8 protein-coding genes are annotated in these 13,439 nt (G+C 68.5%); 2 read left to right on the forward strand and 6 right to left on the reverse strand.

The window, feature by feature from the left end:
• Window positions 1-27: 27 nt before the first annotated feature.
• Window positions 28-990 (forward strand): class I SAM-dependent methyltransferase, encoded by a 963-nt coding sequence (locus KY501_RS20510; RefSeq protein ID WP_224364901.1) that lies wholly within the window; start codon window positions 28-30, stop codon window positions 988-990.
• 34 nt (window positions 991-1,024) lie between these two features.
• Here the strand turns inward: KY501_RS20510 and KY501_RS20515 are convergent, their stop codons facing one another.
• Entirely contained in the window at window positions 1,025-1,366 is a 342-nt protein-coding gene (locus KY501_RS20515; protein WP_224364902.1) for a PQ-loop repeat-containing protein, read from the reverse strand.
• A 331-nt stretch (window positions 1,367-1,697) separates the two neighbouring features.
• Between KY501_RS20515 and ligD the strand changes: the two genes are divergently transcribed.
• Window positions 1,698-4,202: a DNA ligase D gene (gene ligD / locus KY501_RS20520; protein ID WP_224364903.1), complete on the forward strand. Its 2,505-nt coding sequence runs from the start codon at window positions 1,698-1,700 to the stop codon at window positions 4,200-4,202.
• 21 nt (window positions 4,203-4,223) lie between these two features.
• On the opposite strand, the gene KY501_RS20525 is transcribed toward ligD, so the two are convergent.
• The 5 genes from KY501_RS20525 to KY501_RS20545 form a co-directional block, all read right to left on the reverse strand.
• Entirely contained in the window at window positions 4,224-4,598 is a 375-nt protein-coding gene (locus KY501_RS20525) for a DUF488 domain-containing protein (protein WP_224364904.1), read from the reverse strand.
• 32 nt (window positions 4,599-4,630) lie between these two features.
• Window positions 4,631-6,559 (reverse strand): sensor histidine kinase, encoded by a 1,929-nt coding sequence (locus tag KY501_RS20530; protein WP_224364905.1) that lies wholly within the window; start codon window positions 6,557-6,559, stop codon window positions 4,631-4,633.
• A 188-nt stretch (window positions 6,560-6,747) separates the two neighbouring features.
• A complete protein-coding gene (locus KY501_RS20535; protein WP_224364906.1) occupies window positions 6,748-10,458 on the reverse strand; it encodes an FG-GAP-like repeat-containing protein in 3,711 nt (1,236 codons plus the stop codon).
• 21 nt (window positions 10,459-10,479) lie between these two features.
• Window positions 10,480-11,985 (reverse strand): hypothetical protein, encoded by a 1,506-nt coding sequence (locus tag KY501_RS20540; RefSeq protein WP_224364907.1) that lies wholly within the window; start codon window positions 11,983-11,985, stop codon window positions 10,480-10,482.
• A 61-nt stretch (window positions 11,986-12,046) separates the two neighbouring features.
• Window positions 12,047-13,435, reverse strand: a complete 1,389-nt coding sequence (locus KY501_RS20545; RefSeq protein WP_224364908.1) for a DUF1501 domain-containing protein — start codon at window positions 13,433-13,435, stop codon at window positions 12,047-12,049.
• Window positions 13,436-13,439: the final 4 nt, after the last annotated feature.

Genomic DNA, 13,439 nt, shown 5'->3' on the forward strand with positions numbered 1-13,439 from the left:
CGGTGCGTTCCATATAGGCTCGCTCCCATGAGCGATGCCTTCCTCCCGATCTGGAACCACTACCGCGCCGAGGGTCTCGATGCCGCCGCTCGCGCAGCGACATCGTCCCCGGAGAGCCTCCTCTACCTGGCGCTGCTGGCCTTCGCCGATGAGCGCTATGCCGAGGCGACCTCCTTCGCGGAAGGCGCCTCGCGAGCCGCTCCGGAAGACCTGCTGCCCCGCGCAGCGGCGGCCTACCTGGCGCGCGCGGCCCGAGAGGGAAAGCGCAACGTCTATGTGTCGGCGGAGGGCTTCCTCGCCTTCATCCGAGGCGGCGGCAACGTAACGCTGTATCAAGAGACCAGCGCGGCGTTGAGAAGCAGCTACCCGGTCAAGCCCTTCCAGCTGCTCGACATCGGCGTGGGTGACGGGCTGGCGCTGCTGCCAGCGCTGACGCCCGCGGTGCAGCGCATCACCCTCGTGGAACCCGCGGCTCCCCTGCTTGAGCGCACCACCCAGGAGCTCACCACCCGAGGCGTGGGCTTCGAGACCTTCGCGGGCCGCCTGCAGGAGTTCGCCGCCGCCCCTGGCATGCAGTCACGCCGGTGGGACGTGGCCCAGGCCACCTTCAGCCTCCACAATGTTGCTCCCTCCGACAGGCTCGCGCTGTTGAGCTGGCTGCGCTCGCACTGCGGAGCCCTGCTGGTGGCCGAGTTCGATGCTCTACGCATGGACGAACCCCTGAAGCCGGAGACCGTGAGGTATGTGCTCAGCCGCTACCCGGCGGGACTCGCGGAGTACAGGGGAGCGGACTTCGACACCGTCGCCCAGGGCTTCTTGATGCCGGTGATGTTCGGCTACATGGACCGCAGCGTCACCCGCACCACCTTCGAGCACCCCATGTCCGACTGGGAGCTGCAGTTGCGCGAGGCGGGCTTCACGCACATCGAGCGCCGGTTGCTGTTCCCCTACTGGTGGGCGCCTGCCTGCCTGCTGGTGGCGCGCCCGTAGCCGGCTTTTTCGTGGGGCGGGTCAGCTGCCGGGGTCAGGCGTGCACGGCGCGCGCGGAGCGGGCCTCCATGGGTCGCCCCGCCTCTCCACGCTTCGCGCGCCGGTGTTGGATGACGATGACTCCACCCACGATGGCGCTCACCAGCATCAGGGCGTTGGTCACCACGAACACCCAGTTGTGCACGAGGATGCTGTACAGGGTGAAGCCCGTGGAGGCCGTGATCTGCCCCAGGAAGAGCCATATCGAGACTCCCTCGCTGTGGCCCGACTTCCACTGCTTGTAAACCTGCTGGCTGATGGTCAGCACCAGGATGAAGGAACTGAGCCAGCCCAGAACCTCGGTCATCGACGCCTCCGTGGGCTCAAGGATGTGCATGCTCCCGCGCCTTGCCGTGCCGCTCTCCCGCGCGGCGGGCAGCCGTGTTCGAGCAGCCCTCTGGCCCGAGGGCTTCCGCTCCTTATCTTCACACTGATGGAGCGGAGCGCTTCGAGCGCTCCGACGCGAGGCGTGTTCATGCTTTTCGGGGGATGAGCGCACCCGCGGGTGACGGTGGAGCGCCCCGAGGCCCGGGTCAGAGTCGGACCGGTTGGCTGCACGCTTTCCGGCCGTGAGGCGGGGGCCCGGGGCGCCTGGTGTCCTGGCCCTCCGTTTTCCCCCACTGCTCGGGGAATTGCACGGCGCAGGGACGATGCGGACCCTTGGTGGCGTGAAGACCCGACGATCCTCGCTCCAGACCTATCGCGCCAAACGCGACTTCCAGAAGACCTCCGAGCCGTCTCCCGACGTGCCGCTCGAGCGCACTGGCGCGGAGCCCATCTTCGTCGTGCACAAGCACGATGCCACCCGGCTGCACTACGACCTGCGCCTGGAGATCGACGGGGCGCTGGCCAGCTGGGCCATCCCCAAGGGCCCCAGCTACGACCCGAAGGCGAAGCGGCTCGCGGTGCAGACCGAGGACCACCCGATGTCCTACGCCCGCTTCGAGGGCCGCATCCCCGACGAGGAGTATGGCGGCGGGGACTCGCTGCTCTGGGACGAGGGGACCTACGACACGGTACCTTCCGGCAAGGCCCACGAGCAGCGAGAGAAGGGCCACCTGGTGGTGGAGCTCCACGGAGACAAGTTGCAAGGCCGCTGGCACCTCATCCGAACGCGGATGGACGGCCGCAAGAGCCAGTGGCTCTGCTTCAAGGCGCTGGATGGCTCGGAGAATCCCTCCTACGACGTCACCACCGAGCGCCCCGAGTCCGTGAAGTCCGGCCGCCGCGAAACGCGCGGCCCCGTGCGCAAGAGCGCCATCGAGCGCGCCCATGTGCCCGCGGAGACGCTGCTCCAGCGCGTGTGGCCACCCATGCTGGCGCGGCTCGCGACTCCCGAGGAGGCCAGCGAGGACACCCACCTGTTCGAGGTGAAGTACGACGGCTTCCGCGCCCTCGCCGCGCTCTCGGGCAGCGGGCTCTCGTTCAAGAGCCGCAACGGCAATGATCTGTCCGGGCGCTTCCCCACCATCGCGGACGCGCTGAAGCGGCTGCGCGTCGCCGAGGCGGTCATCGACGGCGAGGTGGTGGCGCTGGACAAGAAGGGGCGCTCGAGCTTCCAGCTGCTCCAGAACCAGAGCGGCGGAGAGCTGCGCTTCGTCGCCTTTGATCTGCTGTGGGTGGATGGGCACGACCTGCGGGACAAGCCGCTGGAGTCCCGGAGGGAGTTGCTGGAGAGCCTGCTTTCGGGAGTGAAGCCTCCGGTGCAACTGTCCGAACAGATCCACCTCCCGCTGGACAAGGCGCTCAAGGAAGCCCAGCGCCGCGGGTGGGAGGGGCTCATCGCCAAGCGCAGGGGCTCTCCGTACGTGGGCTCGCGCTCGGGGCACTGGCTGAAGGAGAAGGTCGTCGCAGGCCAGGAGGTCGTCATCCTCGGCTTCCTGCCCATCCAGAACGAGCGCTCCGCGAAGGAGATCGGCGCACTGCTGGTGGGAGTGAACGGGCCGGACGGCTACCACGACGTGGGCAAGGTGGGCACGGGCTTCGACACGAAGGTGAGACTCCAGTTGCGTGAGATGCTGGAGCGGATCCGTGCGGATGCTCCCGTCGCGGTGGACGCGAAGAAGCGCCCCGGTGCCATCTGGGTTCGCCCCAAGTACGTGGCCCAGGTTCGCTTCACCGAATGGACCAACGAGGGACGCCTGCGGCATCCGGTCTTCCAGGGCCTGCGCACGGACAAGAAGCCGCAGGAGGTGGTGCGCGAGCGGCCCTCCACGGCAGCCAAGGCGAAGCGCTCCACGACTCGGAGTACGGGCTCGCGGCGAGCCCCCATCGCCAAGGCGGCCCGATCGGCGAGGCTCCCGGCGGCTGACGCGCAGCCTCTCACCGAGAGCCAGGCCCGCCTCACCCATGGGGATCGCGTGGTGTATCCGAAGGACGGGTACACCAAGGAGGACGTGTTCGAGTACTACCGCGAGGTGGCTCCGCTGCTCGTCCCGGTGTTGACGAACCGGCCCATCTCCGTGCAGCAGTGGCCCGCGGGCATCCAGGCCCCCGGGTTCTTCAAGCACGACTTGTCGGGCAAACCCGATTGGCTGCCCACGCTTCACGTGAAGCATGTGGACCGGGAGATCGACCACGTGAACGTGAAGAACACGGACGCGCTCCTCTGGCTGGCCAATCAGTCCGCGCTGACGCTCCACATGTGGTCCAGCCATGCGCCCAAGCTGGAGCAGCCGGAGTGGGTGCTGTTCGATCTGGATCCCGGCAAGGGCACCTGGGAGGACCTCATCACCGTGGCCACGGCGATGCGCAAGAGGCTGGAGGCGCTCGGGCTGGAGAGCTTCCCGAAGACCTCGGGCAAGCGGGGACTGCATGTCCTCGTGCCAGTGCGAGCCGGATACTCTCACGAGCGGGTCGTGAAGTTCGCGAATGACCTGGCCAACAAGCTGGCCGCGGAGCTGAGCGACATCGCGACCACTGAGCGCGCCATCAACCGGCGCGGCGGGCGGCTCTATATCGACGCGGGGCAGAACGGGCGGGGCAGGACGGTGGTGGCGCCGTACTCGCTGCGCGCGGTGGATGAGGCGCCCTTCTCCGCACCGCTGAAGTGGAGCGAGGTGACGCGGCGCCTGGATCCGAGCCGCTTCAACCTGAAGACGCTGCACAAGCGGCTCAGCGCGGTGGGAGACCTGTTCGCCGACGTGCTGAAGACGAAGCAGAAGCTCCCATGAGTCCGCCTCGCGGAAGAGGAGCTACTGGCGCCGGGCGGCCTGGACCAGCTCGGCAAGCATGCTGCGGTGACAGGCCTGCTCGAGGATGCAGTCCTTCGAGCACAGCAGCGTCACCGTCTCGCCACGGTCCACCCGCTCGGCCAGCTCGGCGATCTTGTCCCGCTGGGCTTCCATCTCGCGAAAGTAGCGCTCGCGGTAGGCATCCAGCGTGATGGGCGTCTGGCCCTTGCCATAGAAGGCGTCGAAGAGCTCCTCGCTCGGCCCCAGGTCGCGCCACCAGACGTTCCAGGTCTCCTTGGCCTTGGGCAGGCCGCGCGGCCTGTAACGGCAGACCAGGACACGCAGACCGTCATCGGGCTCCACGGGCGCGTTCCATCGCTTGGTCTTGAGAGGCATGGATTCCTTCGCGAGGGCTCACCGGAGCCGGTTCAGTGAGGAACCTCTGGCCCTGGGCTCACCTGGGGTCTGGGGACGAGCGGCAAACACGCCGTGAAGCGAGCCCCTCCTGCCGGATCGTTGCGCGCGGAGATCCGCCCTCCGTGCGCCTCGACGATCTCCCTCACGACATAGAGCCCCAACCCCATTCCGCCATAGTGCCGGACCGAGGCGGCCCGCTCGAACCGCTCGAAGATGCGAGAGAGGTCCCCCTCCGGAATGCCAGGACCTCCATCCTTGACTTCGATCACCGCCTCCTCGCCGTACTGGCTCAGCATCACCTCCACGGGTGTACCGGCCGCATACTTGAACGCGTTGGCCAGGAGGTTGCTCAGCACTTGCTCCACGCGAAGGCGGTCCCACGCCCCATGGACGGCGCGGCTCACCTTCACGCGGAGCTCACACCCGGCCTCCTTGCCGAAGACCCGCATGCTCTCGACCACCTCGATGACTGCCTCCGCGAGGTTGAAGTCCCGCGGATTCAACTCCAGCCGGCCCGTCACGATGAGCGAGACATCCAGCAAGGTCTCGACGAGCCTGGCGAGCCGCTCGCCACTGCGAGAGGCGCGGTCCAGCTTCTGTGCCATCTTCTTGTCCATCTCCTCGATCCGATCCCGGAGGCTCTGGAGCTGGAGTTGAAGCGCGGTGAGCGGCGTCTTGAGCTCATGAGAGGCCACGGTGAGGAACTCATCCCGGATGCGAATCGAGTCCTGAGCCTGCAACAGCCGGAGCCGTTGCTCCTCCTGACGCCTGCGCTCCGTCATGTCACGCGTCACCTTGGTGAACCCGATGAGCTGGCCCGCCGAGTCCCTCAGCGCGGTGATGATGACATTCGCCCAGAATCTCGTGCCGTCCTTGCGCAGCCTCCACCCCTCATCCTCGGCCCGGCCCTCGAGCTTCGCCCGCTCGAGCATGAGCTCGCATTTCCCCGCCCGGACCTCCTCCTCCGAATAGAAGAGGGAGAAATGCCTGCCGATGATCTCCTGCCGGCGGTAGCCCTTGATGCGCTCCGCGCCCTCGTTCCACGTCAGCACATGGCCCGCTGGGTCCAGCATGAAGATGGCGTAGTCCTTCACCCCCTCCACGAGGGCCCGGTAGCGCTCCTCGCTCTGGCGGATCCTCTCCTCGGCCTCTCTGCGCTCGCTCAGGTCGCGCGTCACCTGGGTGAAGCCGCGAAGCTGGCCGTTCCTTTCTCGGATGGCGGTGATGACCACGTCCGCCCAGAAGCGGGACCCGTCCTTGCGCACGCGCCAGCCCTCGTCCTCGGCCCGGCCCCGCTCCGCGGCCTCGCGCAAGAGCGCTTCGGGTCTGCCCTGAAGGCGCAATTCCTGGGGATAGAAGACATCAATGCGCTGACCCAGGATCTCCCGGACCGAGTAGCCCTTGATGCGCTGGGCCCCGTCGTTCCAGGACAGCACCCGGCCATCAATGTCTACCATGAAGATGGCGTAGTCCTCGACGCGCTCCACCAACAAGCGAAAGAGCTCCTCGCTCTCGCGCACCCGCTCCTCCATCTCGTGCCGCGAGGAGAGATCGCGGCCGATCCGTGAAAAGCCAACCAACCGTCCCAAGCGATCTCGGACCGCGCTGGTGACGACGTTGACCCAGATCCGGGAGCCATCCCTCCGCGACCTCCACCCCTCCTCCTCGACACGGCCCTCGGACTCCGCGAGCGAGAGCACCCTCTCGACCTTCCCAGCCTGAACCTCTTCGGGCGGGTAGAACATCGAGACGTGCTTGCCCACGACCTCCCGCTCCCCATAGCCCGTGATGAGCTCGCCACCGGCGTTCCAGTTCTGGATGAAGCCTCGCGTATCCAGGGTGGTGAAGGAGTAGTCCTTGAGGCTCGCGACCATCAACCGGAGCCGCTCGTTCGCGAGCCAGGCGCTCTCCTGGGTATCGACGTCCTTCTCGACAGGCATTGCCCCTCCAAGGCCTCAGGATCACACGCCGCAGGCTCTCATCGCGGAAAGCCTCACATTTCCGCAATTCCTTCCTGAATTACGACTGATCCACTGGACACTGCCAGAGCATGAGAGTCCTCCACTCAACCAAGGACTCTCATGCACCGAACCGCGCGGTGAGAAGTGCGCCGTCTCGATGAACAGGCTCAGAAGCCGAGCGGCAGCGAGAAGGCCGTGCCGTTCTGCGTTCCCGTGCGGTAGCTCGTCGGCGCGCCGATGATGAGCGTCGGCGGGCTGGCACTCCCACCCGGCGTGAGCGCCAGGTCCTGTCCGAAGTTGGAGCGCTCGGTCACATCGCCCGCGACGGTCAGCCAGGGCGTCAGCTTGCCCTTCGACTGGGTCCCTCCCGCGTAGATGTAGACCGCGCCTCCACCGTCCGACGCCTCCGAGGCCCCCGTCGCGCTCACGATGAGGTCCGGGATGCTGTCGCCCGTCAGGTCCCGGCCTCCCTCCAACGCGCGCCCGAAGTTCACCGCGCGCGTGCGGTGCACCAGCGTCACCGGCGTCAGCCCGCCGCCCACCGCGCCCACCAGCGCCTCGCCCGACGCGGGCCGCTTCGCCACCAATTGCGCCGTCTCGAAGAGCAGCACCGCCGGCTGCGTCACGTCGTCGTACGGCACGCTCGTCGCGCTGATGGCCAGGAGGTCCTTCCCATCGTTCAGGAACTTGCCCGCCCGCACCATGGACACGCCCAAGCCCAGGAAGTTGCCGCCCACCTCGCCGTCCGCCGCCAGCCGCACCCACGAGGCCGTCGTCTTGCCTCCGCACTTCGCCCCGGCCGTGTCGTAACCGAAGAGGATGATCACGCCCGCGCGGTTCGACTCCGTGTAGCGCCAGCCCACCTCGTCGCAACCGTCGCCGTTCAGGTCTCCCAGCGCCGTGGGCACCGACGTCTGCCGCGTCGTGGAACCATCCGTGAAATAGAGCGGATCACACCCCATCGTCAGCTTCGCCAGCGAGGCGTCATCCGGCGCGCGCCCGAGGAACACCTCGAACCCGTTGTTGCGCAGCGCGCCGATGTCCTTCTTGCCATCGCCGTTGAAGTCGAACCCGCCCACGACGCCGCGGCCGATCGCGCTGCGCTTGCAGCGCGCGTCCGTCTCTGGCGTGCAGCCGGTGATGACCGTTGGCGCCCACAGCCGGTACGCATCCTTGAAGGTGCCATCCGCCTGCTGCAACGACACCAGCAGGCCGCCAATGCCCTGCGCGCTCGTCGTGACGCAGCCCGTCTTCTGCGCGGAGTACACCGCCAGATCCGCTGTCTGCGTGCTGCTCGGCACCGTGAAGCCCGTGGCTCCCACCACCGCGTCCGGCCGCCCGTCTCCGTTGAAGTCCGTGAACGTGACGTCCACGCCCACCGCCTTCCCCTTCACCACGGGAGCGCTGGCGCCCTCCGCCACCATGGCCGCGGGCGTCCCCTGCGTCGCGTCGAACGTGAAGGCCCGGCCCACGGTGAGATCCGCGCCGTCTCCATTCGTTCCGGGCCCCGAGTAGCCCGGCGCACCGACGATGGCCACCGCCCGGCCGCCCACACCCGTGGCCGCCGCCACCACCTCGCCGAAGCGCTCCACCGAGGGCTTCGCCGGCACGGTCAGCGCCGTCCGGGTCCACTCCGCGAACGAGGCCCCCGCTCGCGAGAAGGACTCCAGCCTTCCGGTGAAGGCGCCCGCGTCCGTCGACGCGCGCCCGGCGAAGGCCACCAGCCCGCCGCCGCCTGGCCCGCTCCACGGCGCCAGTCCCACCCCGAGCACGTCCGACTTGTTCTGCCCGTGGATCACCGCCAGCGGTTTGTTGATGCTGGCGCCCTGCGTGAGCGAGGCCAACGGGTAGGCCAGCACCCGGCCCGAGTTGCGCAACGTGGTGTTACCCGCCGCTGGTGCCGAGGCGTAGGGAGCGCCGAGCACCAGCTCCGAGCCCGGCTGCCCGTCCACGTCCGCCACCGCGAAGCTCCGGCCCGCGAAGATGCTGGCCGCCTCGCCGTAGATGCGGGCAAAGGCCGTCTCGCGCGTCACCTGCGTGGGCGTCGCCGCGGGAGTGCCCGTGGGCTGCATGGCGCTCAGGTTGAAGATGAACGCACCGCCCGCATCCGTGGCCGCCGCGTTGCCGCCACTGCTGGTCAGGTTCGGCGAGTCCGCCCGATCCGCCACCGCCATGAGCATCGCCGGGCGGCCAGCCTCACTCGGGACGACGCCCAGGCGCCAGGTGCCCTCGTTGGCGTCCGCCGTGTTCGTGAGCATCACATAGGCATCCGCCGTTTCCCGGAAGCGAGTGCCCTCGGCGCGGCCGAAGAACACCGACACGGCCACCAGCGAGGTCGCCGACGCGACGGTGCCGTCCGCGTTGTAGCGAGACACCTTGCTCAGCGCCGCGACGTCCACGCGCCCGTCCCCGTTGAAGTCCGCCGCCACGATGGCCCGGCCCAGGTCCGTGTTGTTGCGCGACATGGGCGTGCCCGTGCTCGACAGATCCGAGCCGCCCAGGCGGATGGCGGGCAGGTCCGGGATGGGCTGGCCCGGCGTGAGCGTGAAGATGTCGATCGTTCCGCGCCTGGAGGCGGCGGTCGCCAGGTCTCCCAAGGGCGCGCCGACGATGAGATCCAGATCCCCGTCTCCGTCCGCGTCCGCCACGGCCACGCCCGTGCTGAAGGCGCCACCGCGGATGATGCTGGTGAGCGGCGCCCGCATCAGCTCCGGCCCGTTGGAACCCCATTTGTAGATGTACACCGCGCCCGAGTCCGCCCCGGTGATGTCCGCGCCCGGAGAGCCCACCACCAGCTCCGCGCGCCCGTCATTGTCCAGGTCGCCCGCCACCACCGTGTCGCCAAAACCCGCCGTGTCCGTCTGCCCCGACAGCACCCACGCCGGCTGCGATGACAGTCCGGAGGAGCTGCCCTTGAAGACGAACACCGCGCCGCCCTGCGGGCGGTTGATATCGCTCTCGCGCTGGCCCACCGCCACGTCCTGGAAACCATCTCCGTCGAAGTCCGCGGTGGTGATGGTGGCCAGGTCCGTGGTGCGGCCATGGGCCTGCGACGAGCGGGCCAGCTCATCCAGCACGCGGATGGAGACCCGCGCCTTGTCCAGGGTAAAGGGATCGGACGCCTCCAGCACCGTCAGGCCCTTGTCGCCCGACTGGGTCTTGAAGAAGCCCCCTTCGATCTTGCCTGGACCGGACACCATCGACCACGTCACCCGATCGCTGCCACCCGTGGTGGCGATCGGAATGGAGGAGCCCGAGGGCAACGCCATCACTCCCGGGTCTCCCTTGAGCTTCGCGCTGGCGCTCACCTGGAACTCGAGCACCGCCACGTCTCCGGACTTCAGGTCCCGGACGCGCACCAGGTCCGTGCCGGGGTTCGCCCCCGCTGTGTAGACACCCGTGGCCGAGACCGTGCTGCCCGTCGGCCCGGACGGCAGGGAGTACTCGGCACTCCCGAGCAGCCCCTGGATGAGCACCTGGAAGCTGGTGCCCGGACGCACCATCGCGCGCGAGGGCGCCACGTCGAAGGCCGCCACCACCTGCACCGTCGTCCGCGCGGACCCGGAGCACTGCAGGTCCTCCACGATCAGCGTGTCCGTGCTCGGAGTGAGCCCCGCGACGAAGCGGTCCCCGCGGATCTCACCGGAGGAGCCTCCCTGCTCGGAGCGGAAGCGGTAGTGCCCGCTGCCGCCCGTGGCGGTGAGGTTCACCACGCCGGCCACGCGCAGGGTCTGGGGGTCGGCCTTCAGCGTCAGCGGCGGCAGCCCCTCGCAAGGGTCCACCACGGGGGGATTGGGCTGCGGATCCTCACTGTCACCACAACCCAGGACCAGGAGCGCGAGCACACAGCCCGCGCGAGCGAACAGTCGGGACTTCATGAGGTGCCTCCTGAGAATGGCTCAGGGCTTGGCGCCAGAGGCGGCCCAGCGCTGGATGAGAGAGATGAGCTGCGGATCCAGAGGACCGTCCGCGGGCATGCGCTGATCGCGCACCGCCGCGGTGATGAGGTCCACGTTCTGCTTCCACTGTTCGTACGTGGAGAGGGGCCGGCCAGGTCCCGAGACGTGACACTTGGCGCAGCGCGACTGGAAGATGGGCAGCATGTCCTTCTCCCAGCCGACCTCCACCTCGGCGACGGGCTCGAAGTCGAAGTGGACCACGCGCTTCGTCTCGGAGCCGTCCAGGAAGCGGGACACCACTTCCAGCGAGTGCTGCCCCTTGTCCAGCGCGGCGAAGGAGAAGGGCCGCAGCGAGCCGTCCTTCTCCAGCCCGCCGAGGCTGTAGTCGGGGGCCTCCGCGGCGACCTCCGCGCCCGCGACGCGGAACAACATGGTCGGCACCTCGCCACCCGCGGGCGGCACGGCGCGGATGATGCGGCTGTCCTCCACCACCCGAGCGCCCTGGTTCAGCCCGAGCACTCGAGCCACTGGCGCGCGGTTGATCGCCACCGAGTCCGGGCCGAGCTGCACCCAGGCGCACCCGCTCTCGTCGGCCGCCAGGAAGCGGAACTCGCGCGTGTCCAGGCCCGAGGCCGTGCCCCACGTGTCCGCGTCCGCGTCATACACGAGCAGCTGATCGCTGGACTTCACCCAGAGGAAGCGCCCGGCGCCCAGCAACTGCACCGGCCGCTGGGAGAACTCCACGCGCCGCCACGTCTTGTCCTTGTGGCGCAGCAGCCGCTCCGAGGTGAGCACCCACAGTTCCGCGTCCTGCTCCGCCGAAGCCGTGAGGGACGCCATGGACACCAGCGTCTCCTTCTCGCCCAACGCGAGCGCCGCCGGGCGCACCTCGTAGACATTGGCCCCCGTGGCCACGGCCACGTACGGCTTGCCTCCACGCAGCATCCACACGCCCGGAGCCCCATCCTCTGCCGGAGCCACCGCCAGGTGGGTGATGTTGTCCAGGGGCTCGCCGTTCACCTTGAGCGCGGACAGCAGGCCTTCACTCAGCTTGTACAGCCCCGTCTTGTGCGCCACCCACGCCACGCCATCGCCCGCCTGGGCCGTGGCCACCGTGCCCCGCCCCAGCGAGCCGCTCCACGGCGGAGCGATCAGCCAGCCCGCGTCCGCGAGGAACAGGCCCGAGTCCGTCTCCACCAGTGCCGTGCGAGGGCCCAGCGGGAAGGCCGCGTACGCCTTGCCCGGGAGCACCGCGTTGCCCGGGTGGCTCTCGAGCTGCGCCCGGGTGCCATCCAGCCGCAGCCGGATCGGCTTCCCATCCGTGGCGATGAAGACGCCTCCGCCCGTTTGATCCGCGAACCCCGAGCCCGAGGCCAGCGCCACCTGGGAGTGGATCTGCCCAGGCGTGAAGGCCGTCGGTTGGGGCCGCTCCAGCGGCAGCGAGGAAGAGGAAGAGGAATCACCGCACGCGGCGGTGAGGACCAGGAGAAGGGTGGAGAGACTCACTCCACCCCTCTTCCAAACGCGGGGGGCTGGGATCATCATCTGCTTCAAGTGTACTTCAACTTCAGGCGAGGATGGCCTGCAGGGGCGAGACGCGGGTGATCGCGTAGTCCAGCTTCGCCGAAGCCAGCACCGTCGCGATGATGTGCTCGGGGAGGATGTTCTCGCCCGTCGGCGTCGCCGTTCCCGTGCGCAGCTCGAACGTGCCCGGCGACATGCCGATGTCTCCGCTCGCGCCGTACACGTAGTTGTGCTTCACGCCCGCGCCGATGATGGCGCAGCTGTTGGACAGGTGGTGATCACGCCCGCCGCTCGCGTTGATGAGCGGCGTGCGCGAGAACTCGGAGAAGATCAGGATCGTCGTGTGGTCGATGAACTTCTTGCCCGAGGTGGGGTGATCCGACTTCTTCAAGTCATCCACCAGCATGGCGAGCGCATCGAAGCCGCGGCGCTGGTTGTTGGCGTGGGTGAGCTGCGTGCCGAAGTGCGTGTCCAGGCCGCCCGTGAGGTTGATGGACACGCACTGGCTGATGCCCTTCTTGAGCGCGGTGGCCACCAGCGCCGCGCGGCCCGCCTCGGTGGAGTCGTAGCCGTTGGCCGGCTTGGTGGCGGGCAGCTTGTACTGCGCCTGCACCGCCGGGTCGTTCTCGAAGCGGAACGCCTTGTCCAGCTGGTTGGAGAGCACCGTGCGCATCTGGTCCCGGCTGTTCTCGTACGTGGTGCCCACGCCGCGAGCGCCGTAGGCCGCCGCCTCGCAGGAGATGGGCTGGCCGCGGAAGTCCACCAGCTGCTTCTCCAGCTCGCTGTCCAGCGCCGTGGGGCTGGGCGAGAGCGTCAGCAGCATGTCCTCCGTCCTGCTCACGCGCAGCGCGTTGGCATAGCCGGGGTAGCGGTCATTGTACGACTCGATGTTGTACGCCACCGAGGGGATGGGCACCGCCGGCTTGAACTGGCCGACGATCTCCGTCGCCGTGGACGAGCCGCGCGCCGCGCTGCCGATGGGCCGCTTGCCCGTGAGGAAGTAGCGGAAGCCCACGTCGTGGCCCAGCGTCGTCATGTTGATGCCGCGCACCACCGTCATCACGTCGAAGTGATTGGCCAGCGGGCCCACCGCGGGGCCGAAGGCGATGTTCGACCGCACCCCGTTCGCCTCGGGGATGAGCGGGATGGACTCGAAGCGCGAGTCGTTGATGAGGTTGTAGCCCGGCAGGATGCGCGTCTCCGCCGCGCGATCCGCGGTGAACACGCTCGGATCCCGGGGGTCGAACGCCAGCAGCTGATCCCAGCCGCCGGAGAAGTACACGAAGACGAAGTAGCGGTCCGTGGCCTGGTTGGTCGCCTGAGCGAAGGCCCGGAAGGGGATACCCCCGAAGAGGGTGGATCCCATGAAGCCGGCGGCGGCCTTGAGGAAGGTGCGGCGCCCGGGGTTCGGATGGTTCGGATTCTTCTTCATGGAT

This window comes from Hyalangium versicolor, assembly GCF_020103695.1.
GTDB lineage: Bacteria > Myxococcota > Myxococcia > Myxococcales > Myxococcaceae > Hyalangium > Hyalangium versicolor.

What these genes read in the sequence shown, in the direction of transcription:
- KY501_RS20510 (WP_224364901.1), top strand. Translation starts at nt 28, where the DNA reads ATGAGCGATGCCTTCCTCCCGATCTGGAACCACTACCGCGCCGAGGGT.
- KY501_RS20515 (WP_224364902.1), bottom strand. Translation starts at nt 1,366, where the DNA reads ATGCACATCCTTGAGCCCACGGAGGCGTCGATGACCGAGGTTCTGGGC.
- KY501_RS20525 (WP_224364904.1), bottom strand. Translation starts at nt 4,598, where the DNA reads ATGCCTCTCAAGACCAAGCGATGGAACGCGCCCGTGGAGCCCGATGAC.
- KY501_RS20530 (WP_224364905.1), bottom strand. Translation starts at nt 6,559, where the DNA reads ATGCCTGTCGAGAAGGACGTCGATACCCAGGAGAGCGCCTGGCTCGCG.
- KY501_RS20535 (WP_224364906.1), bottom strand. Translation starts at nt 10,458, where the DNA reads ATGAAGTCCCGACTGTTCGCTCGCGCGGGCTGTGTGCTCGCGCTCCTG.
- KY501_RS20545 (WP_224364908.1), bottom strand. Translation starts at nt 13,435, where the DNA reads ATGAAGAAGAATCCGAACCATCCGAACCCCGGGCGCCGCACCTTCCTC.